This is a genomic window from Bradyrhizobium acaciae, from assembly GCF_020889785.1.
In the GTDB taxonomy this organism is placed as follows: Bacteria; Pseudomonadota; Alphaproteobacteria; order Rhizobiales; family Xanthobacteraceae; genus Bradyrhizobium; species Bradyrhizobium acaciae.
Map to the genome: position 1 here is coordinate 100,690 of NZ_JACMYK010000002.1, position 26,367 is coordinate 127,056.

A 26,367-nucleotide genomic window follows, 5' to 3' on the forward strand; every position below is an offset into this window, starting at 1 on the left:
ACCCGCAAGCCGCATGGCAGCCATTGATCGCGCCCCGCGGGTTTCCCATGTGCTCCGCCGTGACCTATAATGCGGGCGATTCCGCCAGGAGATCATGATGCCAGACAACATCCGAGACTTGCCGGCCGGGCACAGTGACGGCCTGTACCGCTTTCTCGGCGGCTCGCCGCTGTCGGTGGCGTTCCGGCTGATCCTGCTCTCGATCCTGGTCGGCGTCGTGCTCGCCGCGATAGGCCTCGACCCGTGGAACATTCTCCATAGCATCCGCAGGCTGTTCCAGAGCATCTGGGATTTCGGCTTCGACGCGATCAACTGGGCCTGGCGCTATTTCCTGCTCGGCGCCGTGATCGTGATCCCGATCTGGCTGCTGTCGCGGCTGTTCGGCGCGCCGCGCGGCCGGTGATCCAAGGGAAGGCCCGCAGCCGATGCAATTGCAATTTGTCGGCTGCGGCGATGCATTCGGCTCCGGCGGCCGGTTCAACACCTGCTTCCATGTCACCGGCGCGAGCGCCAATTTCCTGATCGACTGCGGCGCGTCCTCACTCCCGGCGCTGAAGCGGCTCGAGATCGATCGCAACGCGATCGACCTGATCCTGATCACGCATTTCCACGGCGATCACTTTGCCGGGCTGCCGTTCTTCCTGCTCGATGCGCAGTTCTCCCGCCGCACCCGGCCGCTGGTGATCGCAGGTCCTGAAGGCATCGAAACGAAACTGCCTGCGGTGATGGAGGTGATGTTCGAGCATTCCTCCAGGACCAAGCAGCGCTTCGATCTGTCCGTCGTCACGCTCGCCGCGCAGGAACCATGCAGCTTTGGCGAGGTGACGGTGACGCCGTATCCTGTCGTGCACGGCGAATCCGGCGGACCGTTCCTCGCCTATCGCATCGAGGCGGAAGGTTGCGTCGTCAGCTACAGCGCCGACACCGAGTGGAGCGACGCGCTGATCCCGGCGGCGCGGGACGCCGACCTCTTCATCGCCGAAGCCTATACCTACGACAAGCTGGTCAAGAACCATCTCAGCCTGAAAACACTGGAAGCGCGTTTGCCAGCGATCAACGCCAAGCGCGTGGTGCTGACCCACATGAGCGACGACATGCTCGGCCGCGTCGACGAGCTGCCTTACACGGCAGCAAGCGACGGCATGGTCGTGGTGTTCTGACGATGCAATTGCTTCGCGGGCTGCCCAGCCCCCTCGCCACCGCATTGCTCTGAGAACAATTCGAGCATGGCAGCGCCACCGACGACGCGATAAAATCGGACGTTCCTCACAATTGTAGCCATGCACGCCCCCGTTCACCAGAAGATCACGAGCCGCCAGGTTTTCGCCATCGCCGGCCCCGCGATGGTCGCCAATTTGACCACGCCGCTGATCGGCATCGTCTCGACCACCGCGATCGGCCGGCTCGACGATGCCGCGCTGCTCGGAGGCGTGGCGATGGCCTCGGTGATCTTCGACTGCCTGTTCTGGCTGTTCGCCTTCCTGCGCATGAGCACGCTGGCCTTCACCGCGCAGGCGCAGGGCGCCGGCGAGCCTCAAGAGTTCGCTCCGATCCTGGTGCGCGGCTTCATCGTCGCCGGCCTGATCGGCGCGGCGCTGATCGCGCTGCAGGTGCCGCTCGCCGCAATCACGTTCCAGCTGATGGGCGGCAGCGAGGGCGTCACGCGTGCGGCCAAGAACTACTTCATGATCCGGATCTGGTCGGCGCCGCTGGCGCTCGCCAACTACGTCATCCTGGGCTGGCTGGTCGGCCAGGCGCGCGCCAATCTGGCGCTGGCGCTGCAGATCGTGATCAACATCATCAACATGATCGCAACCGTGCTGCTGGTGCAGGCCTATGGCGCCGGCATTGCCGGCGCCGCAATCGCCGCCGCGCTCGCCGAGACCACCGGCTTCGTTGCCGGCATCGCCGTGGCGTGGCGGATCTCGCAAGGCGGCTTTGCGGTTCCAGCGGCCACGCTGTTCGATCGCGCCAAGCTGACGCGCATGCTGGCGGTCAACCGCGACATCATGATCCGCACCGCGGCGCTGATCGTCGTGTTCCTGTTCTTCACCGCCAAAGGCGCGCGCGAAGGCGACGTGACCTTGGCGGCGAATTCGGTGCTGAACAATTTCCTGCTGGTCAGCGCCTTCTTCCTCGACGGCCTCGCCAACGCCGCCCAGCAGCTGTGCGGCCGCGCTTTCGGCGCGCGCGACGGACGCGGCTTCGCCGATTCGACCCGGCTGGTGCTGCTGTGGGGCACAGGCTTCGCGCTGGTCGTATCGGTGCTGTTCGCGTTGTTCGGACCGGCGCTGATCAATTTGATGACGACCAGCGAGGACGTGCGCCGCTACGCGCGCGAGTTCCTGGTGTTCGTGATCCTGGCCCCTCTGCCCGGCGTGTTCGCGTTCGGCTTCGATGGCATCTATGTCGGCGCGACCTGGGCGCGCGAGATGCGCAATTTGATGCTGGCCTCGCTCGCGATGTTCCTCGCCACCTGGTGGGTGCTGAGCGGATACGGCAACACCGGCCTGTGGATCGCGCTGCTCGGCTTCTATGTCGCGCGCGGTGGCTTGCAGGGCCTGCGCTATCCGGCGCTGCTGAAGAAGTCATTCAAATCGTAGATTCGTAGATGGGGTAACGGGCCCCGGATGGAGCGACACCCTACTCCCTCGCCCCACTCTTGCGGGGAGAGGGTTGGGGTGAGGGGCTGTTCCCACGAAGGAGGTGGGAGTCGAATATGCGGAAGCTCCCCCTCACCCGGATCGCATCTGGGATGCGATCCGACCTCTCCCCGCAAGCGGGGCGAGGTGACTTGCAACCTACCGCACCGGCCAATCCTCGGCCGTGATGGTCGCGGCATCGGCGCCGACTATTTCCGACAGCGAGTCGCGGCCGGTGCGCAGCAAGGTCGAGGACAGGTCGCGCTTGATGTCGTCGACCAGGCCGATGCCCTTGTAGACCAGCGAAGAGTAGAGCTGGATCAGGCTGGCCCCGGCGCGGATCTTGGTCAGCGCCGCGCCACCGGAGTCGATGCCGCCGACGCCGATCAGCGGAAACGCGCCTTCGACGCGGACATAGGTTTCGGCCACCATGCGCGTCGACAGCCGGTACAGCGGACGGCCCGACAGACCGCCCTGCTCCTTGGCGCGGATGTCCTCGCGCAAGGTCGACGGACGCGCCAGCGTGGTGTTGGCGACGATCATGCCGTCGACGCGCCGCGAGCGCGCGATGTGCACGACGTCGTCGAGCTCGGCGAGACTCAGGTCCGGCGCGATCTTGAGCAGCACCGGCGAGTCGCCCGCGTTCTTGCGCACGCGCTCACGGGTATCGATCACCCGCGCCAGCAGATCGTCGAGCGCCGCCGATTGCTGCAGATTGCGCAGGCCCGGCGTGTTCGGCGAGGAGACATTGACGGTGAAATAGCTCGCAACCGGCGCAAAGGTCTCGATCAGCTTCACATAATCGGCGACGCGGTCGGAAGAATCCTTGTTGGCCCCGACATTGACGCCAACGATGCCGGCGGCGCCGCCGCGCGCGGCGAGCCGGCGCAGCACGGCATCCGCGCCGTCATTGTTGAAGCCCATGCGGTTGATCACGGCCTCGTCGCGCTCCAGGCGAAACAACCGCGGCCGCGGGTTGCCGGCCTGCGGCTTCGGCGTCACCGAGCCGATCTCGACAAAGCCGAAACCAAGCCGCAGCAGCGCGTCCGGCACCTCGGCGCTCTTGTCAAATCCCGCCGCCATGCCGATCGGGTTCGGGAAGTTCAGTCCGAAGGCGCGCACCGCGAGCTTGGGATCATCCACCCGTTGCCGGATCGGCGGCAACAGCTTGAGGCCCTGGATCGCCATGCGATGGGCATCTTCCGGATCGAACCAGCGCAGCAGCGGCAGCGAGAAGGCGTCGAAGGCACGGATCACGGCTTGAGCTCCGGAATGTCGTGGCCACCGTCGGAGCGCGCGCGCAGGGTGAGGATCTCGGTGACCGCGCCCAGGTCGAGTTCGCCATAGAGATGCGGGAACAGCTCGTCATTGCGCGACCGCTCCCAGCGCAGGGCGTCGCCCAGCGCATCGGCATCGACCGCGACCAGGAACAGGCCGGTTTGCCCGTGGTAGTGCTTGCGCGCGGTCTCGGCCACCTGGGCGGCGGTGGAAAAATGGATGAAGCCGTCGCGATTGTCGTCCGCACTGCCCCGGTACACGCCCTGCCGCTCGGCCTCGCGCCAGGCCGAAGCGGGGGTGATTTTGTAGATCATAGGCACGGCCCGGCCTTCCCTTTTGTCCTTGAGTCTCTTGGGGTTTTATCCGGATTTGAGGGGAAATGCCCCAGACGCCATGTGGCGAGCGAGGGACCGTATCGGCGGCAGCCGCGCAACTCAAGCGGTGCCGGGACAGATCCGGCGGCAGATTTGCGAAAATCGAAGTTTCAGGCAATAATTCCTACCATCCGGGGTGTCCTCGATGGCCAAACAGCCCAAAGCCGCGCGACCGCTGACCCACGCCCAGGTCTGGGCCGCGATCGACCGGCTCGCCGAACGCGCCGGCCTGTCACCGTCCGGCCTCGCCAAGCAGTCCGGTCTCGATCCCACCACCTTCAACAAGTCCAAGCGCGTGACCGGCGACGGCCGCGAGCGCTGGCCTTCGACCGAATCGCTCTCCAAGGCGCTGGCCGCGAGCAATGCCGGCATGGAGACGTTCGTGCAGCTGCTCGGCGATGGCCCGCGCGCCGGCCAATCAGTGCCGTTGCTCGGCTTCGCCCAAGCCGGCGCCGGCGGCTATTTCGACGACTCTGGCTTTCCCGCCGGCAAGGGCTGGGATGAGGTGGCGCTGCCGGCGACAACCGACGAGCACGCCTATGCGCTGGAGATCGAGGGCGACTCGATGAAGCCGGCCTATCGCGAAGGCGACATCATCGTGGTGTCACCGGCGACCGCGATCCGCCGCGGCGACCGCGTCGTGGTGCGCACCACCGGTGGCGAGGTGATGGTGAAGGAATTGAAGCGCCGCACCGGCAAGGTGCTGGAGCTCGCCTCGCTCAATCCGGAGCATCCCGACCGCCTGCTCGATACTGAGGAGGTCACATGGATCGCGCGCGTCGTGTGGGCGAGCCAGTAGCTGAGCGAGTCGCCGACCGCAACAACGGTGTCGTCCCGGCGAAAGCCGGGACCCAACCACCGACGATCGTTGCTGCACCACGCTGGGGCCACAGCGCGCTTCAACAACTCAACCCTGTGGTTATGGGTCCCTGCTTTCGCAGGGACGACAGGGGAAGTTGTAGTGCCGTCCGAGCCTCCTTACGTCGCGTAGTCCGGCTCCTTGCGGTCCAGCATACGCTTCAGCGCATCGAAATGCCGCTGCGCCGGGGATGGACCGTTGTAGAGATGGTCGTCGCGGAAATCGCGCTTGGTCTTCTCCACCACAGGCTGCGGCAATTGCTTCAGCGGCTGCCGGGTCCACATCGCATAGATCTGCACCTGCGCGGCGCGCTCGATGTAATAGAGCCGGTCATAGGCATCCGCGACCGTCTCGCCGACGGTCGAGATGCCGTGGTTGGCCATGAACAGGATGGTCTTGTTGCCGATCACCTTGGCGAGCCGTGCGCCTTCCTCGGGATCGAGCGCAGGGCCGGTGTAGAGATCGTCATAGGCGATCGCCTCCGACAGCCCGACCTCGGTCTGGCCGATCTCCTTGATGCGCGGATCCTCGAGCCGCGTCAGCGCGCTCGCATACGGCATGTGGGTGTGGAACACCGCCTTGGCCTGCGGCAACGCCTTGTGGATCGGCGCATGGATGCAGAAGCAGGAGCGCTCGACCTCACCCTCGCCGCGCTTCACCTCGGCATCGTCGATGCCGACCTCCATGAAGGACGACGCGGTGACTTCCGACCAGTGCATGCCGAACGGGATCTGGTAATAGCGATCGGTGCGGCCGGGCACCACGAAGGTGAGATGGTTGAAGATGCCTTCCGAAAAGCCATGGATGTAGGCGAGCCGATGCGCCGCCGCGAGATCGACCCGCGCCTGCCATTCCTCGGCGCTCGAACTGTCCTGCAGCGATGTCGGCGAAACCCTGAACTGCATGCGCATGCTCCCATCTGTGCCGGCCTCTCTGCGGAGGCCGTGCTGATTTTATGGGAGCGAGTTTAGCGCAATCCCGCTCGAACCCTCGCTGAAATTGGGGCAGGACTGCCATCCGCTTTTGCGGCTCTTTGTCCCTCCCCTTGGGAGGGATCGAAGCCTACGACGAGCGCGCCAGCGCGCCGTCGATCATGTTGACCGCATTCTGCACGCCGTAGACTGCGACGAAGGAGCCGAAGCGCGGGCCCTTCTCCTGGCCGAGCAGCACCTGGTAGAGCATGTTGAACCAGTCGAGCGAGACACCGGGACGGCCGTCCTTGCCCTTCTTGACCATGTCGAGGAACGGCTCGCGGCGGCCGATCTCGTAGACCACGTTCTGGATGTCTTCCGCGGTCGCGTCGGCAGGCATGTTGGCAAGGGCATCGCGCAGGTCCTGCAACGCTGCGCGCTCACCCTCGGTCGGCTCGCGGAACTGCTTGGTCGGCGCCACGAAGTCGCGATAATAATTGATGGCGTAGCCGACCATCGCGTCCAGCTTCGGATGGGTCTGCGGCGACACGCCCGGACGATAGCGGCCGATGAAGCCCCACAGCGTCTCGGCATTCTCAGCGTTCGACGACGACACCAGCGTCAGCAGGAGCTGGAAGGTGACGGGCATGTCGGCCTGCGGCGGCTTGCCGGAATGGATGTGCCAGACCGGATTCTGCAGCTGCTGCCGCGCCTCCTGCCGCGTGAAGCCGTCGAGGAACTGCTGGTAGTCGTCGACATTGCGCGGGATGACGTCGAAATAGAGTCGCTTCGCCGCCTTCGGCTCGCGGTACATGAACAGCGACAGCGATTCCGGTGAAGCGTAGCGCAGCCATTCGTCGATCGTCAGGCCGTTGCCCTTCGACTTCGAGATCTTCTGGCCCTTCTCGTCGAGGAACAGCTCGTAGTTGAAGCCTTCGGGCGGCGTGCCGCCGAGCGCCGAGCAGATCTTGGCGGACAGCTTCACCGAGTCGATCAGGTCCTTGCCGGCCATTTCGTAGTCGACGCCGAGCGCATACCAGCGCATCGCCCAATCCGGCTTCCATTGCAGCTTGCAGCGGCCGCCAGTGACGGGAACGGTAACGCTCTCCTTGGTGTCGGGATCCTCGTAGGAAATCGTACCAGCCTTGGCGTCGTGCGCGGTCACCGGCACGTAGAGCACGAGGCCGGTGCGCGGACAGATCGGCAGGAACGGCGAGTAGCTCGCCGCCCGCTCCTCGCGCAGCGACGGCAGCATGATCGCCATCACCTTCTCGATCCGCTCCAGCATGCGCAGCAGCGCGGCATCGAACCGGCCGGAGGTGTAATACTCGGTCGAGCTCGCGAATTCGTAGTCGAAGCCGAACTGATCGAGGAAGGCGCGCAGCCGCGCATTGTTGTGCTGGCCGAAGCTCGGATGGGTGCCGAACGGATCGGGCACCTTGGTCAGCGGCTTGCCGAGATGCTGCGCGAGCATCTCCTTGTTCGGCACGTTGTCCGGCACCTTGCGCAACCCGTCCATGTCGTCGGAGAAGGCGAGCAGGCGCGTCTTGATCTTGTCTTCGGTCAGGACGCGGAAGGCGTGGCGCACCATCGTGGTGCGCGCGACCTCGCCGAAGGTGCCGATATGCGGCAGGCCCGAGGGGCCGTAGCCGGTCTCGAACAGCACCTCGTCCTTCGGATTTTTCTTCAACCGCGCCACAATCGCTTTCGCCTGCTCGAACGGCCAGGCGTTGGATTGTTCGGCGAGCGCCCGCAGGTCGCTCGGGCTGGCAGCAAGATCAATCACGGACATTCTTCAGGCTTTCTCCAAAAAGGCCGCGAAAACTAACGCTTTCGCGGCAAAATGCAAAACGACGGCAGCGGTGCCTGCTCCCTCGCCCCGCCCTTGCGGGGAGAGGGTTGGGGTGAGGGGCTCGATCCGCATCAACGGCAAGAGCCTGAATCGCGGCGAGTCCCCCTCACCCGGTATTCTAGCTGCGCTTGAATTCCGACCTCTCCCCGCAGGCGGGGCGAGGTGAAGACACTCGTTCCTCAGAACGGGCTGATCGAGAAATAACGCAGCCACAGATCGGTGAAGCGGCCTTTTTCCCAGATCCGGAACAACGCCCAGTTCAACGACTGCCGGAGCAGGTCGTTGCCCTTGCGCACCGCGATGCCGACGCCCTCGCCGAAATAGCGGCTCTCGACGAAGGGGCCGCCCGAAAACGCGCAGCATTCGGCGGAATCGGTACCGTTGATCCAGAACGCGAGCGAGATCGCATCGCCGAAGATGAAGTCGACCTCGCCGCGGCGCAGCGCCACGCGCAGCGCGTCGTTATCCGGATAGGAATGGATCTCGGCGTCGGTGAACATCGCCTTGAGGTAGGCCTCGTGCGAGGTGCCGGCGATGACGCCGACCTTCTTGCCCTCGAGATACTCGGGACGGATTTCCGGCATCACATTGTCACGGCGCGACACGAAGCGCGCCGGCGCACGGTAATAGGGATCGGTGAAGTCGACCTTGGCGCGCAGCTGCGGCGTCACCGCCATCGAGGCGATGATGGCATCACCGCGGTTGGTGGCGAGCGCATCGATCAGGGTCTCGAAGCGCCGCATCTGGATGGTGCAGGTGACCTTGATCTCGTCGCAGAGCGCACGCGCCAGGTCGACGTTGAAGCCGGCCGGATTGCCGTCCGGACCGGTGAAGTTGAACGGCGGATAATCGGTCTCGGTCAGGAAGCGAATCACGGTGAGGCGCGACAGGTCGGGCCGGTCCGGGCGCCGCCGCGGATCCCAGAAGCCGGGCACCGCCTGGGGCGCTGCTTCGGCCGCGGCCTTGGGCGGCAGGGTCGTGGCCGGCGGAGCGGGCGCCGCTTGTGCAGGGGCCGCCTTGGTGGAGGGGGCCGGAGCCGGAGCGTTCTTCGCAGCCGGGGCCTGTGCCGGCGGCGTCTGCGCAACCGCGGGCCCCGCCATGACAAGCACGACGGCCGCCATCATTCCCGCAGCCAGGCGAAACTGGCGCGAGCGGACGGCAAAGGGCTGGGCAGACAAATTTGGCATAACCGGCAATTTCAGGAAATTGAACGGCTTATAGACCATCCGGCGCCTGATGCGAGCGCCGATTGGGCTATTTCTCAATCGGAAATAGCGATCAGAGATACCGTTTGAGATCGGCCGCGGCCTCTTCCGGCGTCCGTTTCAGATTGAACGGCGCGACGAAATGGCCGTCACGGTCCATCAAATAGATCAGCGCGGTGTGATCCATCGTGTAGTCGCCATCCTTCAGCGGCACCTTCTTGGCGTAGACGCGATAGCTCGACAGCACCTTGGCGATCGCGGCGGGATCGCCGGTCAGGCCCTTGAGGTGCGGATCGAAGCTCGAAAGGTAGTCCTTCATCGCCGTAGCGGTGTCGCGTTCCGGATCGACCGAGACGAAATAGGCATTCACGCGGTCGGCATCCTTGCCCATCGCCTTCAGGACCTCGGAAATCTCGAACAGCGAGGTCGGGCAGATGTCCGGGCAATGGGTAAAGCCGAAGAAGATCAGCGTCGGCTTGCCCTGAAGGTTCTTGTCGGTGACGGTCTGGCCGACCTGGTCGGTCAGCTGGAACGGGCCGCCGATCGCGGCCGGCGCAGCGACGGTGCGCAAGCCGCCGACCGCCCACAGCATGAGGAACAGGCCGACCGCCAGGCTGCCCGCGAAGGCAGCGAAGATCACCAATGGGCGCGTGGTCCGGGGCATGATGCGAGGGCGTCCTTGTCAGAAGCAGGCGGAGATGCCGGCCGTGATCATTTCGAAAAACACCGCGGTCCCGTAGTGGAACCAGAGCGCGGCAGCGGCAAGCAGGGCCAATCCGCCGATGCCGGCGGCGCCCCACAGGATCGCAGACGCCACCCGGCCCTGCGGAGCCGTCATGAGCTCGGATCGGGTGGAGATCGGCTGAACCATTGGGTTGAGATAGGCCGGGTTCCGGCAGGCAGCAAGCGCAATGGCGGTCGCAGGCCGTCAAATGATAGCGAGGCGGTTTCCGGTGCTTGCCCCGCCATGCCGGGGTTGCCGGCCATGACGCGAGAGGACGCCAAACCGCGACCGGCAGATCAATGCACGGGCTTCGCCGAGGCCTGGGCGTTGAGATAACACGGCTTGTACAGCGCCTGCAGTTGCTTGCCCTGCAGGAAGATCATGCGCCGGGTCAGGCCACCGCGATCCGTGATCCATTTGCGAACCGCCGGCGGGTACATCAGGTACAGCATATGGGTGGCTTCGGGATTGGGGACCGGGCGGCCGTTGTCGCCGTAGTCCCAGGCCGCATGGAAGCCGAGACTGGCGTGTGACGTCACACAGATCCGGTCGTGAGGAACCTTGCCGAGCACGATGGTGCAGGCAGAGGCGCACAGCCCGTCGATGATCACGGTTTCGCCCGACGTGCGCAGGTCTTGATACCTGTCGACATAGACGCCGATCTTGCCGCCGCGATCGTCGGCGATCCTGACCACTGCGTGAGACGCCCCCATTCCCGCCAGCAGGAGAACCGCAGCGAGCAACCCCGTCATCAACTTCATTTTGGCCAGCCCCAGTCGAAACCGAATCTGTTTGGTCTGTGATGCAAGACAATCGTGAGCGTGTTGCGGCCGCGGAATTTTGTCCAGACGAGTGAAGCCGGTCAAAACAAATTCAAATCGGGTGTTGCGCCCACGCTGCAGTGGAGCGTGGAAAAGGTCCCAAACTGGAACAACTTGCCGCAACGACTTGGTGCCTCGCCGCCACAGGCAAGGTCCAATTGGCGTTGACCGCGCGCAACGACGCGGTCTTGAATTCCGGCGGACGGGGGAATCAGAATGGCTGACGACGCAGATGTGATCGTGATTGGCGCCGGGCTTGCCGGTCTGGTCGCCGCAACCGAGATCGCCGACGCGGGCAAGCGCGTCATCGTGCTCGACCAGGAAGGGGAACAGAGCATCGGCGGCCAGGCCTTCTGGTCGTTCGGGGGATTGTTCCTGGTCGATTCGCCGGAACAGCGCCGGCTCGGCATCAAGGATTCGGTCGAGCTCGCGCTGCAGGACTGGATGGGCACCGCCGGTTTCGATCGCGAGGAGGATCACTGGCCGCGCAAATGGGCCGAGGCCTATGTCGCGTTCGCGGCGGGGGAGAAACGCGACTGGCTGCGCGCGATGGGCCATCGCATCTTCCCGGTGGTCGGCTGGGCCGAGCGCGGCGGTTACGACGCCATGGGCCACGGCAATTCGGTGCCGCGCTTCCACGTCACTTGGGGCACCGGCCCCGGCATCGTCGAGCCGTTCGAACGGCGCGCGCGCGAGGCTGCCAGGGGCGGACATCTGCTATTCAAGTTCCGCCATCGCGTCGATGCGCTCAGCGTCACCAACGGCGCGGTCGATGGCGTGAGCGGCGCGATCCTGGAATCGACTTCGGTCGAGCGCGGCAAGAGTTCATCGCGCAACGTCGTCGGTGATTTCAGCTTGCGTGCGCCGGCGGTGATCGTCGCCTCCGGCGGCATCGGCGGCAATCATGATCTGGTGCGGCAGAACTGGCCGCAGCGGCTCGGCGCACCGCCAAAGTTCATGATCTCCGGCGTGCCCGAACATGTCGACGGCCGCATGATCGGGATCACGGAGCAAGCGGGCGGCCGGCTGATCAACCGCGACCGCATGTGGCACTATGTCGAGGGCATCCAGAACTGGAACCCGATCTGGCCGCGTCATGGCATCCGTATTCTTCCGGGACCATCGTCGATGTGGTTCGACGCCACAGGCAAGCGGCTGCCGGCGCCGCTGTTCCCGGGCTCCGACACGCTCGGGCAACTGCATTACATCATGGGCACGGGCTACGATTATTCGTGGTTCATCCTGACCCAGAGCATCATCAAGAAGGAGTTCGCGCTGTCGGGCTCCGAGCAGAACCCGGATCTCACCGGCAAGAGCTGGCGCATGACGATCAAGCGCGCCACCAACAAGGGGGCGCCGGCGCCGGTGGAGGCGTTCAAGCAGCACGGCGCCGACTTCATCGTGCGCGACAATCTCGCCGACCTCGTCAGCGCCATGAACAAGCTCGCCGGCAATGACCTGTTGCAGCTCGACGCCATCAAGACGCAGATCGAGGCGCGTGACCGCGAGATCACCAATCCCTATGTCAAGGATGCGCAGGTGATGAACCTGCACAATGCGCGGCGCTATATCGGCGACAGGCTGATCCGGACCGCGAAGCCGCATCGGATTCTCGATCCCGAGCATGGCCCGCTGATCGCGGTGAAGCTCAACATCTTGACCCGCAAGACGCTCGGCGGCTTCGAGACCGACCTCGATTCGCGCGTGTTCGGCAGCGATCAGCAGATCATTCGCGGACTCTACGCCGCCGGTGAAGCCGCCGGCTTCGGCGGCGGCGGCGTGCACGGCTATCGCTCGCTGGAGGGAACATTCCTCGGCGGCTGCCTGTTCTCGGGCCGCAACGCCGGGCGCGCGGCGGCAAAGGCGGTGAATTAAGGCGGGATGAGTTTTGACTGAATCGGCTTGGCGGCCTCTGTTCACCTCTCCCCACCGGGGAGAGGTCGGATTGCGCCTGGCGATGCGAAGCATCGTCCAGAGCGATCCGGGTGAGGGCTCTTGCCCTCTCGATGGACCGTAACCCCTCACCCGATTTGCTGCGCAAATCGACCTCTCCCAAGGGAGAGGTGAACTTTCGATACGGTTGTAGCTCGGGCTAATCTTATCATGCCCAAGGCGCGTCCCTCGCCACGGAAGAGACGGCGAAACGGACATGGAAGAGCCCGCCGGGTTTGGGCCGGCGGGCTCTTGTCATTGAGTCCGGACTTCCTTAGCTAGGCGCTCACGCCAGCTTGGTAAAGAGCGTGAGAATGCCGTTGCTGAGATTGACAGCGACAACCTGTGCCGAGCTCAGTCCCTTCGCCTTCAGCGCGGAAGTCGCCTCCGTGGAGGCGTCGATGGAACCCCGCAGGCTCTTCAGGTCTTCTTCGCTTGCCTTTGCGATGACAGCCTCGACCCTCGACCGGACCTCAGGCTTGAGTTCCTTGACGTCCACGACTTGTATGCTCCGGATGACGGTGGATTCCTCGGATTGAGCCTGCGGCGGCTTCGGCTGCGTTCCCTGCGTTTGCGCCCAAACAGGTGTTCCGAGCGAAAGTGCAGCAGCAACGATGGATGCCGTCGAGATGCGGATGCGCATGAGCATTCCTTGTGTTGATTGCCCCCAACATCCCGCGACAACGGCCTTTCCTTGCTTTGGGTTCCGGCCGGAAAGCCGTTCTTCGCAGGGGCGTTGTCAAAATATCGAAAACAACCCCATGCAAAGTAGCCGGCGGTGCCGGCGTTCGACCAGGCAACTTGACAAGTCGGGCAACTCAGGGATACATTTCTAATATTCAGAAATTGCGTAAATGTCCCGCCGCAGCTTGATCTCATCTTGCGCCAGGCCGTGTACCCATAAGTCCGGCAGGTGACACGTCCGCTCTGTTCTCATAGCGACCAGGTTCGTCCGCAGCACGATGGGTCACGATAGGCCAACAGCAGACGTGATGGCCGGATCAGTTCGCTCGTTTCCAAATTACGTCGACTATATCTCCCGCCGGGGGACGAACGGTCAGCGTCAGCTGGTCTGCCGCAATGGCGACAAAGCGCTTCTGTTCGGTGCCATTCCAGTTTGGAAAGGAACTGCCTTCGACGTGGATCGCGATGCTGCTATCTGCCTCGTTAGCAGAATACGTTCCGAAGTAGGTTATCGTGCCGTCGGCGGTTTCCTTGTTTTCCTCGGGTGTGCCCTGCCAGAGGGTATTGCTCGCGTATTTGGCTCGATCCGAGCGCATCACCGTGATGATGTATCGCCCACCCGCATCAAAGAACGCGATGCCCTTCGGAGCGGCCCCATAACGCTCGATCTTGGTGCCGTCGCCTTTCTTCTGCTCCCACGAGAGCAGCGTCCACGTGCCCACCAATTGATCTTTTAGCGATTGTTTCTGACCAAGCGCGTCGATTGTGATCATGAACGATCCAAAAGCCGCAACAGCGCATGCGGCGAAAATTGCTCGCAAAGTCATTGGTCTATTCCAAACGGAGGATCGATAGCATCAGTCGAGCACTCCGGACGTTACCATGCGCGGGCGAGCCGGGTAAGATAAAGGCCGGCATGTCCGCACTGGAGCCAATACCGAACCTGGCGCCTGCCCGAAGAACTGGGCGTGGCGGGCCGGGAGGCGGTCGTCGCGGGGCTCGCAGGTTTCATTCCCCGTGGTTAGTATGGCCGTACTCGAAGTCTGTTCCTTCATAGGAGGACAGCATATGCGTTTCTTCGCCCTCGCTGTTGTCGTGTATTGCTATTTTACGCCTGGATTGGCTTTCGCGCAGGACACAGCGAGGCAATTGGCCGGCAGTTGGAAGCTGACTTCGTGGACCATTCAGATCATCGGTGGAGACGTCGCCGAACCGTTTGGTCACGATCCGAAAGGCAGGGCGCTCATCACGCCGGACGGGTACGCGGCATTCGTCATCGCGGCGGCAAATCGCAAGCCGGCGGCAAACGATGCAGAGTCAGCAGCTCTCCTCAAGACGCTGATGGTTTACACCGGCCCATTCACCATCGAGGACGACAAATTCACGACCAAGGTCGATATATCCTGGAATGAGCTTTTGACCGGGCAGGACCAGGTGAGATTTTTCAGGTTGCAGGGCGACAAGCTGACCATACGAACGGCTGAACAAGCCAGTGCCGTTTATCCCGGCAAGACGGTAGTCGGAACCCTCGCCTGGGAGCGCGAACGCTAAGACCGGCCGGGCCAGTGTTCGACGTTCTTGCACGCCGAAGCGCTGTGACGTCAGCTTGCCCCCGACACCGGACTTTCGATAGCAAGCGCGGCGTTTCGGAAAAGGGCCCAGAACCGGAGATCGCTGGTTACCCGACAGCGCAGTCACTCAAGCGTGTCCAGCAACGCCTTGGTCTTCTGAAGATCGGGCGTGTCGAAGCCTTGAGTGAACAATTCATATACGGGTGCAAGCCGTTCACACGCAGCTTGCCGCTCGCCGCGGTCCCGCAACAGTTGCGCGATGTTGGTCGCAGCACGCAACTCCCATGATCTCGCCTGCTGTAGACGCGCAATCGCGAGCGCCTGCTCGAAGAGTGCCTGGGCAGCAGCCTGATCCGCGTCGGGCAATGCCAGGGTGAGTTCGCCTTTAATTCGATAGAGTTCAGCCTCACACCAACGTTCGTCTGTGCTCTGCGCCATAGCGAGCGCGTTGTCGATCGCGTCGAGCGCGTGCTGGTGCCGTCCGAGCCGGGCATAAGCCGCGGCCAGGTAGGACATCGCAAAGGGAACATAGATGGTTGCGCCCGTCGCGCGATAATCATCGAGCGCCGAGGTCAGCATTTCGACCGCCTTCGACGGGCGACCGGCAAGCGTAAGCAAGCATCCTTCCCAAATTCTGCCGTTCGCGCTCCAATATGAAGATCCTTTGCTCTCGGCCAGCGCGACCAACTCGGCGGCGCTGAGGCGGGCCTCGTCAACATCTCCGCAGAGGATCAGAGTCGCGGTGGAGTGCGCCAGCGCGTGCATCAGCGTCGCCGCCTGATCGATCTCCCGCGCGCATGCAAACGAGCGGAGGGCATCGCCGCGTGCGGCGTCGGGATATCCAAGCAGCCAAAGCGTCCGCGATCGCCATTCCAGGATCGCAACCCGGGCATCCGTGCCGAAATGGGCTGCAAGCCCACCGTGCTCAGCCGCGTTGTACATCTCGAGGGCGCTATCGAGATGCTCCTTCGCCTCCACCGGGCTGCCGACCGACATCAATGTCATCCCCATCATGCGACGGGCGAGCAGGATCGGCCCGCTGCTGGCTTGCCTTGCTGCGAGCTGCCAGAACTGAGTAGCGAGTTCACGCGCCGCGTCGCCGTTGAATCCCGCGACATTGAGAACCCAGAAGCCATAGATCACCGAGAACAGCAGCAACGGGTCTTCGGGTGGCTCCCCAATCGCTTCCGCTTGTTCTATCAGGGCGCGGGCACGCTCCGCCGCGGTTTTGGTTTCCGCCGCGCCGTAACCTTTGGTGTGCATGAGCACGGTGACGAGTTCGACCTGAAGAGCAATCTGTTCACGGCGAAGCGCTGCGGTCGCCGGCAACGTCGCGATCTGGCCAAGCGCCCGCCGCAAGTGAACTTCGGCTTCAGCCAACGCCGATCGTGCGCGGGAACGACGGCCGGCCTCGCCCCACAAGGCTGCGGCTTTTTCGATCGCGCCGGCCTCCGTGTAATGGTGCGCCAGAACTTCAGGCGGCGTCGAAACGGAATTCGGCGGGTCCTGCTCGAGAACATCGGCGATGCGTGAGTGGAGCGTCCGGCGCGTGCCGCGCAACAGCGTGCCGTAGGCAGCATCGCGCACCAGCGCGTGCTTGAACAAATAGTCTGTTTGCGGTGGATCTCCCTGCCGGAACAACAAGCCGGCCTGAACGAGACCATCGAGTGCCGAGATCAGCTCCGTCTCGGACTTCGGCGCCACCGCCGCCAGCAGGGCATGCGAGAACCCCCGTCCGATGGCCGATCCGATCTGCGCCACCTCTTTGGCAGGACCGAGCCGGTCGAGCCGCGCCATCAGCGAGGCGTGCAAGCTTGCCGGCACCGCCAAGACGGAAGAAGGAACCACGCCGACCGTGCGCCGGGCCGCACCCTCGCTCTCGGCCTCCAAAACCGCCTTCGTCATCTCCTCCACGAACAGGGGAATCCCGTCGGTGCGTCCGACGATCTCCGCCAGCACGTCGGCTGGCAGCGTCTTGTTCCCGACCAGCCGTGCGATGATGGTGGCGGCGTCACTGTCGCCAAGCCGGTTGAGCGTCAGGCTCGTTACATGCGACTGGCCCACCCAGGGCGCATTGAACTCGGGGCGGAATGTGACGATCAGGAGGACCGGAAGGGTTGTGATCCGGTCCACCATCCGGCCGATCGCTTCCAGGCTCGTGGGGTCAGCCCAATGGGCGTCCTCAAAGATCATCAGCACCGGCTGCCGTCTGGCCAATTCAGCAATTTGTAAGGTCAGCGCTTGAAGCGTTTTTTCCCTGCGCTGCTCCGGGGCTGAGTCGAGCGCCGGGTAGCGCCCGTCGTTGGGCAGCGACAACATCTCAGCCAAAAGTGCGGCATCCTGAGGTGAGGTTGAGGACTGTGCGAGCATCGCATCAAACTTGTCGAGCTTTGCTAGCGGCTTGTCGTTGTGCCCCAGTCCGGCGGCGCGCTCCATCTGGCCAATAAGCGGATACAATGCGCTCTCAGTGTGTTGCGGCGAGCAGAAGTAGCGCAAACGTGTAGGCGGTCCGTTAGCCAGGTGCTCGAGCAGCGCAGCCGTCAATCGTGACTTGCCGATGCCAGGTTCGCCGGAGAGCAGGACCACGTGTCCCAGACCGGATTCGGCCCTCGACCAGCGCCGTAGCAGCAAGTCGAATTCCTCTTCCCGCCCGACAAGGTCGGTCAGGCCGCTCGCATGCATTGCTTCAAAACGGCCTTCCACTGCAGCCAGTCGCAATGCCGCCCAGGCTGGTGTCGGACCCGAGATGCCCTTAAGTTTCTGCGGCCCGAGGTCCTCAAGCTCGAACAGGCTGCCTACGAGCCTGCGGGTGCTATCGGCAAGCACCACTCTGTTCGGCTTTGCAAGGCCTTGCAAGCGGGCTGCCAAGTTCGGCGTATCCCCGACGATCGCTTGTTCTTGGGAAGGCCCCGATCCGATCAGATCGCCCACCACGACCACTCCCGTCGCAATTCCGATCCTCGTCTGGAGAGCGGCGTGGGTTTTCACATTAGTGATCGCGGCGACCAGGGCCAACCCCGCGCGCACGGCCCGCTCGGCGTCGTCCTCGTGGGCCTGAGGATAACCGAAATACACCAGCACACCGTCGCCCATGTACTTTGCAACGAAGCCACCAAAACGGCCCACGGTCTCGGCGACCATCTTCTGATAGGCGGTGATGACCTCTCGCAGATCTTCCGGGTCCAAGCGCGCCGATAGTGCGGTTGATCCGACCAAATCTGAGAACATCACCGTAACCTGGCGACGCTCTGCGCGGTCTTCGGTTCGGGCACTAAGGGCATTTGAGGTCGGCGCAACGTCAGCAGAGGAGTCGCCTCTGCCCGCATTGGCTTTTAGGGCAGAGATTGCTTCGAGAAGTATGCGGCGGTGACCAACTGGACCAACGCCGATTTCCTTGAGGTCCTCCTGCGTGAGGCTCGGAAGAACTTCCCCGCTTACCTCGTGCTCGCGGAATGCCGTTTCGTATCGTTCGAGGCCAAGCCTCCGCAGCCAACCTCCGACATCCATGGCGGCGCCCCTGGTTTGCCCGCGATTAATGATCCCCCCGGCGGCGCAGCCTGTCCAGGGCATTGCAGGTTAAAATGACCGTTTCGGGTCAGACTTGGCTTTCGACAGCCGGTCTTGGCTGACCCGGTCTCGATCCGAAAGCCGACGCTTGCCGCACCGCGCCAATCGGCTGCATCGGGTCAATAACAGAAGTGCCGCCGCCAGGTTGCCGAGCCTGCGTGAGTCTCTCGTTTGCGACGGGAGCAAAATGACCACTACTCGTTTGCGGTAGCACTCATTGTTTTAGCGCAGCACGCGCGGTCTTGATGTAGTCCATGCATTCGGGCCAATCTTCCTCTATCACCTCGGTCTCGGCACCGCTAAGCGCCTTGCGCAAGGTTGCCATCACTGGAGCAGGATGTTTCTTCCTGAGCTCGGCCTTGATCATCTCAAGACCCTTCTGACAATCGGATTTGTTGTCCGCCAGGACCGCGGTCGCGGTTATCATCACGACTGCCGGTGCGACTAACAAGACTGAACGCAGCATATCCTCTCCTCCATGCCTTTTGCTTGTTCGGCGGGCCAAGCTCGAAAAAGTCGGCCCGTCAGGCTGCGATCCTTACCGAGTTCTGTTCTGTCTGGCCGTGTGCCTCCTCCACTCGGCAAACGTTTCGAACGGTTAAAGCTCTCTCCTCGGAACCAACTGCATCGGCAGCCCCTTTGCGGGGCGTAACGTAACGCGCTGAAGGGGCCAGACCTCAGCGTGCGGCAACAGCCGCATTTCGAAGCGGCGGGTCAAGACAGCAAGTTCGCCGCGGTGAGACCGCCAATACCTGCTCCGACCACTATCGCGTGTCGCCCGAATAAATCTGTCATCGCAATTCCTCAACCACCGTCATAGATGACATGAAGTTTGCTGGGCGCGCGCTGCGAGTGGCAGCATAGTTCCTCAGAGTCAGGGCGATGCCTTGTGGAATTGCTTAAGACTAGCATTTTGCCCTTAAGCAGCCAGAGGGAATCGGGCTTGAGCGGCAACGGGGCCCAAAGTCTGATCAGGGTCAAACTGAGAAGAACCCAGCATGAGCACATGTCTTCCGGGCCCCCAAAATGCGGACATCGCTCGGTGCAGTTGGCTTGTCTCCGACGGGCCAAAAGCGAGCTTGACCCGGGTCTTCGTCGTGTCCGGCTATTTCGAGACGACGCGCCTGGCCGGCCGAACGGATTGCGCTGTTCGCGCGCTGGACGAACGGCCTGAATCCACCAACCTGATCGCGCCGACGTGATCTCGGAGCAATTCTGTGCGATTTCGATGAACGGTGCTGCAAATTGCGCAGTAGCGGCGAGCCCCGCGGCACTGTAGACAGTGCCCGCCATTCAAGTGGAGACCCAAATGAGCATTCAGCGTTTCGAAACCGGCCCGCGCATGAGCCAGGCCGTCGTGCACGGCAACACCGTCTATCTCGCCGGCGTCGTCGCCGGCAAGGCCGCGGGCGGCAGCGTCACCGACCAGACCAAGGACATCCTGTCGATCATCGACGGCCATCTCGCCAAGGCCGGCACCGACAAGTCGAAGCTGCTCAGCGCGACCATCTACATCACCGACATGAAGACGTTCCCCGAAATGAACGCGGCGTGGGACGCCTGGGTCTCGGAGGGCAACACCCCGGCCCGCGCCACCGTCGAGGCCAAGCTCGCGGCGCCGCAGTACAATGTCGAGATCATGGTCGTCGCGGCGAAGTAAGCACGGCGCAGGTCATCGCCCCGGATTGCAAAATTGCAATTCGGGGCATTTTCATTTTTCACTCACGCGCTGATCCGCGATCGCTCGCTCGCGGTCTCACCGAGATCGGACTGCAGCCAGCGGGCAATCCGGCGCCACGGACCGGCCAGAGCCCTGCAGCCCATGAACAGGCCGAGATGACTACACGGCTCGGTGTCGCATTCCAGCCACGCGGGCGGCGTGCCCAACAGCCGCAACGTCGCAAATGCCTGATCGGCCGGAACAACAATGTCGTTCTCCGCAGCGAGCAGGAAGACGGGCAGCTTCACCGCAGCAAGATCAACCTTGCTGCCAAGCGCGACAAAGTCTCCAGCCGCAATCCGGTTCTGGCGAAAGATCCAGTCTGTCACTTCGAGATAGTAGGTGCCCGGCAAATCAAGCGTCTCGCGGTTCCAGCACGTGAAGCGATCGAGCAGGACCCGCGCATCCTCCGACGTGCCGTCGAGCGGCCGCTGCAGCGCCGTCTCCACGTCAAGCAGGCTGAACGGAATGCTCCAGAGCTGCAGCATGTGCTTGCCGCTGACGATCCCTTCTCCCTGCCGCACCATTGCCTCGAAGCCTTGCTGCGGGAGCGAGGCGACCATCCTGGAAAGCTCCGACGGCACCGACACGTCGACCGGGCTGCCCGCAAGCACCAGCCGCCGCACCTTGTCGGGAAAGCGCGCCGCATAGAGCAGTGACAGCCATCCACCCTGACAGAGACCGGCAAGGTCGACGGGCGGCCCGATCGTGTCGACGGCCACGTTGAGGTCGGACAGATAGGTGTCAATCGAGAAATATCGCATCTCCGGTGCCGCCGAGAGCCAATCCGTGAGATAGAGGCGCGCAATACCCGCCGCCTGCAATGCCTCCATCAAGCTGTGGCCGGGTGCAAGGTCCGCTATGTTCGCGCGATGCAGCGCGTAGGGCGCACAGACCAGCAGCGGCGAGCCTTCGACAGCTCTCGAGAAATCCAGCAGGCGCATCGATGACAGCTGCAGCGCCACCGAATGGGCCGTCGTCCAAGGCAGCGTAGCCACTTCGCACGGCGCATCCATGGGCCCGGACGCGCGAGCGGGATACATCTGCGAGTAGATTTCGAGCGCCAATCGCGTGGCTTCAAACGGCCATAACCAGGCGTACTGCACCCAGCTGGGAGCTGCACTTCGTTCCGATGGATCCGTCTCTTCGTGCAAGCTCGTTCACCGATTTGATCGCCACCGAGATAGTCTGGCTGGCGCGGGCAAAAACCTTGACCCGGATCAAGAACCGACGAATTCACGTTGATCACTTTACGCCAAACCCGCTTGGACGGCAGCCACGCCGGGACGTCACGATCTCGCGATCCCGGCGTGGCTTGCGCCCAGGCGGTGACACCGCCGCGCCACCGACTATGCGGCGCGTGCCGTGCCCTTCTCCGCATCGAGCCGGCGTGCGAACAGCCAGCGGAAATAGGTCAGCGGCGCATCGGCGCCGATCGCGAGCAGCTGATAATCCGGATCGGCGTCGAGCACCTTCTGCTGCGCCTCGATGAAATCCTTGTCCTCGTTGAAGGCTTCCTCGAGGGAATGCCGCAGCGACAGCGCAATGTTCGGATTGTCGGTGTCGAAATCGTGCAGATAGTTCCAGAAGAAGTGCGTCGACGAGCGCGTCTCCGGCGTCATGAACTGCGCGTTGCGGTACTGCCGGGTGCCCGGAACCTGAACGCCCTTCTCCGCGCCCTGCCCGGCCGGCGCGAACATCGTATCGAGCGTGAAGATGCCCGGCACGATCATGCGGCCGACATTGCGGCGATCGACCATATCGGCTTTGTTCGGGATCACCTTCTTGTGGTAGGGCGGCGCATCGGCGCCCATGTGCCAGCGCTCGACGCGGAAACCGTCGTCCAGCTTCTCGATCGCGACCGGCTTGGTCTTGTAGGCGTATTCCTCGGAACCGCCGAGCGTGTTGGTGTGCACGAAGGCGAGATGCGCGAAGTCGCTGAGGTTGTCGACGATCAGGAGCCAGTTGGCCTTGTAGTGCATGTAGCCCGGCAGGCCACGCCATTTGGGATCTTCGAGCGGCGGATAGTCGAGGATCAGCTTCGGATCGGCCTTTTCGGGATCGCCGGTCCAGATGAAGATCATGTTGTAGCGCTCGACCACGGGATAGCTGCGCACGCCGAGCTTGGCGGGGATCGCGTCCTGACCGGGGATCTGGATGCACTTGCCGTCGGCCGCGAACTTCATGCCATGATACATGCAGCGGATGTCGTCGCCCTCGACGCGCCCCATCGAGAGCGGCGCGGCGCGATGGCAACAGCGGTCGTCGAGCGCGACCACCTTTCCGCTGGCGCCGCGATAGATCACGATCGGCCGCTCCAGGATCGTGCGCGCCAGCTTCCTGCCGTCGATCAGCTCGTGGTTCAGCGCCGCCACATACCAGGCGTTGCGCAGGAAAATTCCGTCGTCAGCCAAGTCAACTGCCATATCACCCTCCCGATGCAATGTTGCTTGCAATGAGGTTTAAGTGATCCCGGCCATCGGGATAATCCGATTTGGCTGGACACACTGTACCGGTGGATGGACAATCGGCCATGGAGTGGCGCGACTGGGAGCTGTTTTGCGAGGTTGTCGAGCATGGCGGCTTCACTGCGGCCGCGCGCGTGCTCGGACATCCCAAATCGAGCCTCAGTGCTGCGGTGCAGCGCCTCGAGGCCAATCTCGGGCTGCGGCTGATCGAACGGACCACGCGGCACCTGCGGCTGACCGATTCCGGAGACACCATCTACCGCAAGGTGCGCCCGCTGTTCGCGGCACTGCACGACACCCATAGCGAGGCGCTGGCGATGTCGAGCGCGGTCGCGGGCACCCTGCGCATCAAGGCGCCGTACGAGTTCGGCGCGCATCACGCGGGGCCAGTCGCCTGCGCGGTGATGGGCCGCTATCCGGAACTCGCGATCCGGATCGACGTCGAGCACGACATCGTCAATCCGATCGCCGAGAACTACGACATCGTGTTCGCGATGCTGGAGGCGCCGCTGCCGTCGGCCGGCATCGTGATCCGCCGCGTCTTCACCCTCGAGCGCGGCCTGTTCGCGGCACCGGCGCTGCTGGAGAAATCCGGCGAGCCGCGCACGCTGGATGAGTTGAGACAGCTGCCGCTGCTGACCGGCCCCAGCGATCCACCATGGGCGATCACCGCGCCCGGCGGCGCGGTCGAGCATCTCGCGGTGGATCGCGCGCGCCTCACCAGCTCGAATGCCCATGTCCGTTTGCAGGCGGCGCTCGCCGGCCATGGCGTGCTGCGGGTCACCGCGAGCTACACCCGCGCCGCGGTCGCGGCCGGCGAGTTGCGGCGGCTATTGCCGGACCATGCCTGCGAGCCGCTCAACGTGCACGCGCTGCTGCCCGCGCGGCAATTTGTCCCGGCCAAGGTGCGCTGCTTCCTCGACGCGATGGAGGCGCACGCGCGCGGCGACCCGGAGGCCTATATCAGACCGTAGCCGGCGGCACCGTTCCGCACACGATGACGTCAGAGGTAATCGATCGGCGCAAGCAAACCTTCGATAGTCCGGACCGCCGCACAGTCCGGCACATCGAAGGAGAGCACCATGACCGATCACGCCACCATCGCCCGCCGTTATATCGAGCTCTGGAACGAGCGGACGCCGAGCCGGCGCCGCGAGATGCTGAGCGAGAACTGGACTGCCGACGCACGCTATATCGATCCGATGATGAGCGGCGACGGCCATGAAGGCGTCGACGCGCTGATCGCGGGCGTGCAGCAGAAGTTTCCGGATTTCACCTTCAAGCTGCTCGGCGAGCCGAACGGCTTCGGCGACCATGTCCGCTTCTCCTCGGGCCTCGGGCCCGACGGCGTCGACAGCCCGATCAAGGGCACCGACTTCGCCATGCTGAAGGACGGCCGGATCAGGAGCATCACCGGCTTCCTCGACCAGGTGCCGGGCGCTTAACCAGTTCCGTCATTCCCCGGTGCGCAATTGCGCACCTGAGGGCAGCCCGAAGGGCTGAGCCCGGAATCCATCGGGCCGCGAACTCAATGGTGAAATGGATTCCGGGCCCGACGCTGCGCGTCGCCCCGGAATGACGAGCGGATAGAGCTGCTCCTACCCCAATAGCCAAGACCGCTGCCGCTTCCACGCCCGCGATGTCGCTGCTAGTCTTCCCGAAACACAGGGAGGACACCATGAAGGCCGATTTCGCCTTCAAAAGCTCTGTCATCAGCGACATCACGCCGGCGCTGCTGGCGATCGGCCGCGACGGCTTTCCGCAGGCGCTGATCGGCGCGCTGCGCCGCGTCGCCGGTGTCGGTCACTGCATGGTGTTCTCGTTCACGGGCCCGCGATCCGCCGCTTGCCTGCTCGACGTCGGCAACATCCCGACCGGGCACGATCTCGGGGTCGCCTATTCCGAACATTTCCATCAGGCCGACCCGAACAGGGATGCGGTGTTCGAAGGGCAGGCGCAGGCGGCGCCGATCGTGCTGCCGACCTTCGCCCGCCGCATGTACAGCGACGGCTACCGCAAGATCTTCTTCGACGATTCCGACATCGTCGACAAATTCGCCTCCGCGATCTGGACCGGCGACACCTGCTTCTACGTCAATTTCTACCAGATCACCGAGCAGGGCCGCTTCAGCCGCGAGCAGATCGCGCGCCTGACCGTGGTCGCGCCCGCGTTGACGGCGGCGGTGGCGCGACACTTCCAGCGCGAGCCGGCACTGGATGTCGACCCGATCGAACGGCTGAAGACCCTGTTTGCGACCACTGAGCCGCTCGCAAGACTGACCGGGCGCGAGCAGGAGGTCTGCCTGCGGATTCTGTCGGGCCTCAGCTCGGAAGCCATCGCGGCCGATCTCGGCATCGGGCTGCATTCCGCCCTCACCTATCGCAAGCGCGCCTATGACAAGCTCGGCATCTCCTCGCAGAACGAGCTGTTCGCGATCGCGCTGCGGCTGATGGCGTCCGGACGCCGGCTGAATTGAGGGGGTGCCTTGAACGATGGGCCTGTCTGTCCCAAACGGTAGGGACAGACCGGCGACACTCGGGCGCCTATGCTTGGCCCGAAACCCGAGGCCACCCCGAGATCACGCCGTGAGCACCGCTCCCCATTTCGACATCGACGTCCCTGCCTTCTGGCAGGACCCCTATCCGACGCTCGCACGCATGCGCAAGGAGGCGCCGATCGCCTTCGTGCCGCAGCTCGGCAGCACGCTGCTGTGCAACCGCGACGACATCTTCGTCTCCGAAAAGCAGATCGACGTGTTCTCATCGCACCAGCCCGAAGGGCTGATGAACAGACTGATGGGCCACAACATGATGCGCAAGGACGGCGATGCGCACATGAACGAGCGCAAGGCGATCTTCCCGGCGATCTCGCCGAAGACCGTCAGATCGCACTGGACCGCGCAATTCGCCGGACACGCCACGCGCATCCTCGACGAGTTGAAGCCGGATGGGGTGGTCGATTTCGTGCAGGCCTTCGCGCTGCCGTTCTCGGCCGAATGCCTGAAATCGATCACCGGCCTCACCAACATGCGCTTCCAGGACATGAACGCCTGGTCGCAGGGCATGATCGACGGCATCGCCAACTACGTCGGCGATCCCGCGATCGAGGCGCGCTGCCATGCCGCAACCTCGGGGATCGACGCTGCGATCGACGACATGGCGCCAAGGCTGCGCAAGAGGCCCGACCTCAGCCTGCTCGGGGTGCTGCTGCAAACCGACATGCCGATGGAGAGCGTGCGCGCCAACATCAAGCTCGCGATCTCGGGTGGCCAGAACGAGCCGCGCGACGCCATCGCCGGCACGGTGTGGGCGCTGTTGACCCATCCCGACCAGCTTGCGCTGGCTGTGAGCGGTGCGATCCCGTGGCTGCAGGTGTTCGAGGAATATGCGCGCTGGATCTCGCCGATCGGGATGTCGCCGCGGCGGATCGCAAAGCCATGGACGATCCGGGACGTCGCATTCGAGCCCAATGAACGGGTGTTCCTGATGTTCGGCTCGGCGAACCGGGACGAGAAGCATTTCAGCGAGCCCGACCGGTTCGACGTCCGCCGCGACGCCAGCAAGAGCATCGCGTTCGGCGCCGGTCCGCATTTCTGCGCCGGCGCCTGGGCCTCGCGCGCCATGGTCGCCGACGTCGCGCTGCCCGCGATCTTCAACAGGCTAACCAACCTGCGCCTGATCGCGGACAAGCCGCCGCGGATCGGCGGCTGGGCGTTCCGCGGCCTGCTGGATTTGCCTGTGACGTGGGACGCGTAGGGGC

Annotated in this window: 26 protein-coding genes; 12 read left to right on the plus strand and 14 right to left on the minus strand. The window is 63.8% G+C overall.

Features of this window, described 5'->3' with window-relative positions; all coding sequences use genetic code 11:
- Positions 1-97: 97 nt before the first annotated feature.
- The 3 genes from H8A92_RS01630 (at position 98) to H8A92_RS01640 (ending at position 2,603) form a co-directional block, all read left to right on the plus strand.
- Positions 98-403, plus strand: coding sequence for a DUF6460 domain-containing protein (locus H8A92_RS01630; protein WP_229194131.1), 306 nt, complete (start codon positions 98-100; stop codon positions 401-403).
- Between the two features lie 22 nt (positions 404-425).
- On the plus strand, positions 426-1,160 hold the full coding sequence (locus tag H8A92_RS01635; RefSeq protein WP_229194132.1) for an MBL fold metallo-hydrolase: 735 nt from the start codon (positions 426-428) through the stop codon (positions 1,158-1,160).
- 120 nt (positions 1,161-1,280) lie between these two features.
- Positions 1,281-2,603: an MATE family efflux transporter gene (locus H8A92_RS01640; protein ID WP_229194133.1), complete on the plus strand. Its 1,323-nt coding sequence runs from the start codon at positions 1,281-1,283 to the stop codon at positions 2,601-2,603.
- Between the two features lie 198 nt (positions 2,604-2,801).
- Here H8A92_RS01640 and H8A92_RS01645 read toward each other — a convergent pair whose 3' ends face one another.
- The gene (locus tag H8A92_RS01645) at positions 2,802-3,899 is read right to left on the minus strand and encodes a quinone-dependent dihydroorotate dehydrogenase (protein WP_229194134.1); all 1,098 of its coding nucleotides are present in this window, start codon (positions 3,897-3,899) and stop codon (positions 2,802-2,804) included.
- The gene (locus H8A92_RS01650) at positions 3,896-4,240 is read right to left on the minus strand and encodes a DUF952 domain-containing protein (protein WP_229194135.1); all 345 of its coding nucleotides are present in this window, start codon (positions 4,238-4,240) and stop codon (positions 3,896-3,898) included. Before H8A92_RS01650 ends, H8A92_RS01645 begins: the two co-directional genes overlap by 4 nt.
- A gap of 199 nt (positions 4,241-4,439) precedes the next feature.
- Here H8A92_RS01650 and H8A92_RS01655 point away from each other — a divergent pair, with 199 nt between their 5' ends.
- Complete coding sequence (locus tag H8A92_RS01655) at positions 4,440-5,093, plus strand: S24 family peptidase (protein ID WP_229194136.1); 654 nt, start codon at positions 4,440-4,442, stop codon at positions 5,091-5,093.
- Positions 5,094-5,272: 179 nt separating this feature from the next.
- Here H8A92_RS01655 and H8A92_RS01660 read toward each other — a convergent pair whose 3' ends face one another.
- The 6 genes from H8A92_RS01660 to H8A92_RS01685 all read right to left on the minus strand — a co-directional run bounded on the left by H8A92_RS01660 (position 5,273) and on the right by H8A92_RS01685 (position 10,606).
- The gene (locus H8A92_RS01660; protein ID WP_229194137.1) at positions 5,273-6,058 is read right to left on the minus strand and encodes a class II aldolase/adducin family protein; all 786 of its coding nucleotides are present in this window, start codon (positions 6,056-6,058) and stop codon (positions 5,273-5,275) included.
- A gap of 157 nt (positions 6,059-6,215) precedes the next feature.
- On the minus strand, positions 6,216-7,856 hold the full coding sequence (locus tag H8A92_RS01665) for a lysine--tRNA ligase (RefSeq protein WP_229194138.1): 1,641 nt from the start codon (positions 7,854-7,856) through the stop codon (positions 6,216-6,218).
- 239 nt (positions 7,857-8,095) lie between these two features.
- Entirely contained in the window at positions 8,096-9,037 is a 942-nt protein-coding gene (locus H8A92_RS01670; RefSeq protein ID WP_420831280.1) for a transporter substrate-binding domain-containing protein, read from the minus strand.
- Between the two features lie 157 nt (positions 9,038-9,194).
- Positions 9,195-9,785 (minus strand): SCO family protein, encoded by a 591-nt coding sequence (locus tag H8A92_RS01675; RefSeq protein ID WP_229194140.1) that lies wholly within the window; start codon positions 9,783-9,785, stop codon positions 9,195-9,197.
- Positions 9,786-9,803: 18 nt separating this feature from the next.
- Positions 9,804-9,992, minus strand: coding sequence for a hypothetical protein (locus tag H8A92_RS01680; RefSeq protein ID WP_163153520.1), 189 nt, complete (start codon positions 9,990-9,992; stop codon positions 9,804-9,806).
- 149 nt (positions 9,993-10,141) lie between these two features.
- Positions 10,142-10,606, minus strand: a complete 465-nt coding sequence (locus H8A92_RS01685; protein ID WP_229194141.1) for a hypothetical protein — start codon at positions 10,604-10,606, stop codon at positions 10,142-10,144.
- A gap of 276 nt (positions 10,607-10,882) precedes the next feature.
- Between H8A92_RS01685 and H8A92_RS01690 the strand changes: the two genes are divergently transcribed.
- The gene (locus H8A92_RS01690) at positions 10,883-12,541 is read left to right on the plus strand and encodes an FAD-binding dehydrogenase (RefSeq protein WP_229194142.1); all 1,659 of its coding nucleotides are present in this window, start codon (positions 10,883-10,885) and stop codon (positions 12,539-12,541) included.
- Between the two features lie 343 nt (positions 12,542-12,884).
- Here H8A92_RS01690 and H8A92_RS01695 read toward each other — a convergent pair whose 3' ends face one another.
- A complete protein-coding gene (locus H8A92_RS01695) occupies positions 12,885-13,241 on the minus strand; it encodes a hypothetical protein (protein ID WP_229194143.1) in 357 nt (118 codons plus the stop codon).
- Between the two features lie 358 nt (positions 13,242-13,599).
- Positions 13,600-14,055, minus strand: a complete 456-nt coding sequence (locus H8A92_RS01700) for a lipocalin-like domain-containing protein (RefSeq protein WP_229194144.1) — start codon at positions 14,053-14,055, stop codon at positions 13,600-13,602.
- Positions 14,056-14,350: 295 nt separating this feature from the next.
- Here H8A92_RS01700 and H8A92_RS01705 point away from each other — a divergent pair, with 295 nt between their 5' ends.
- Complete coding sequence (locus H8A92_RS01705) at positions 14,351-14,833, plus strand: lipocalin-like domain-containing protein (protein WP_229194145.1); 483 nt, start codon at positions 14,351-14,353, stop codon at positions 14,831-14,833.
- A gap of 143 nt (positions 14,834-14,976) precedes the next feature.
- On the opposite strand, the gene H8A92_RS01710 is transcribed toward H8A92_RS01705, so the two are convergent.
- The gene (locus tag H8A92_RS01710; RefSeq protein ID WP_229194146.1) at positions 14,977-18,360 is read right to left on the minus strand and encodes an adenylate/guanylate cyclase domain-containing protein; all 3,384 of its coding nucleotides are present in this window, start codon (positions 18,358-18,360) and stop codon (positions 14,977-14,979) included.
- Positions 18,361-18,634: 274 nt separating this feature from the next.
- The gene (locus H8A92_RS01715; protein ID WP_229194147.1) at positions 18,635-18,886 is read right to left on the minus strand and encodes a histidine kinase; all 252 of its coding nucleotides are present in this window, start codon (positions 18,884-18,886) and stop codon (positions 18,635-18,637) included.
- A gap of 613 nt (positions 18,887-19,499) precedes the next feature.
- Here H8A92_RS01715 and H8A92_RS40730 point away from each other — a divergent pair.
- A complete protein-coding gene (locus tag H8A92_RS40730) occupies positions 19,500-19,622 on the plus strand; it encodes a hypothetical protein (protein ID WP_274613184.1) in 123 nt (40 codons plus the stop codon).
- 107 nt (positions 19,623-19,729) lie between these two features.
- Positions 19,730-20,080, plus strand: coding sequence for a RidA family protein (locus tag H8A92_RS01720; RefSeq protein WP_163153534.1), 351 nt, complete (start codon positions 19,730-19,732; stop codon positions 20,078-20,080).
- Positions 20,081-20,142: 62 nt separating this feature from the next.
- Here H8A92_RS01720 and H8A92_RS01725 read toward each other — a convergent pair whose 3' ends face one another.
- Both H8A92_RS01725 and H8A92_RS01730 read right to left on the minus strand, forming a co-directional pair.
- Positions 20,143-21,138: an alpha/beta fold hydrolase gene (locus tag H8A92_RS01725; RefSeq protein ID WP_229194148.1), complete on the minus strand. Its 996-nt coding sequence runs from the start codon at positions 21,136-21,138 to the stop codon at positions 20,143-20,145.
- A 351-nt stretch (positions 21,139-21,489) separates the two neighbouring features.
- A complete protein-coding gene (locus H8A92_RS01730) occupies positions 21,490-22,566 on the minus strand; it encodes an aromatic ring-hydroxylating dioxygenase subunit alpha (protein ID WP_229194149.1) in 1,077 nt (358 codons plus the stop codon).
- A 68-nt stretch (positions 22,567-22,634) separates the two neighbouring features.
- Here H8A92_RS01730 and H8A92_RS01735 point away from each other — a divergent pair, with 68 nt between their 5' ends.
- The 4 genes from H8A92_RS01735 (at position 22,635) to H8A92_RS01750 (ending at position 26,363) form a co-directional block, all read left to right on the plus strand.
- Positions 22,635-23,582 carry a LysR family transcriptional regulator gene (locus H8A92_RS01735; RefSeq protein WP_229194150.1) on the plus strand — a complete coding sequence of 316 codons (948 nt, stop codon included), beginning with the start codon at positions 22,635-22,637 and terminating at the stop codon, positions 23,580-23,582.
- A 108-nt stretch (positions 23,583-23,690) separates the two neighbouring features.
- Positions 23,691-24,053, plus strand: coding sequence for a nuclear transport factor 2 family protein (locus H8A92_RS01740; protein WP_229194151.1), 363 nt, complete (start codon positions 23,691-23,693; stop codon positions 24,051-24,053).
- Positions 24,054-24,286: 233 nt separating this feature from the next.
- Positions 24,287-25,084, plus strand: coding sequence for a helix-turn-helix transcriptional regulator (locus tag H8A92_RS01745; RefSeq protein ID WP_229194152.1), 798 nt, complete (start codon positions 24,287-24,289; stop codon positions 25,082-25,084).
- Positions 25,085-25,193: 109 nt separating this feature from the next.
- The gene (locus H8A92_RS01750; protein ID WP_229194153.1) at positions 25,194-26,363 is read left to right on the plus strand and encodes a cytochrome P450; all 1,170 of its coding nucleotides are present in this window, start codon (positions 25,194-25,196) and stop codon (positions 26,361-26,363) included.
- The last annotated feature ends 4 nt before the right edge of the window (positions 26,364-26,367 follow it).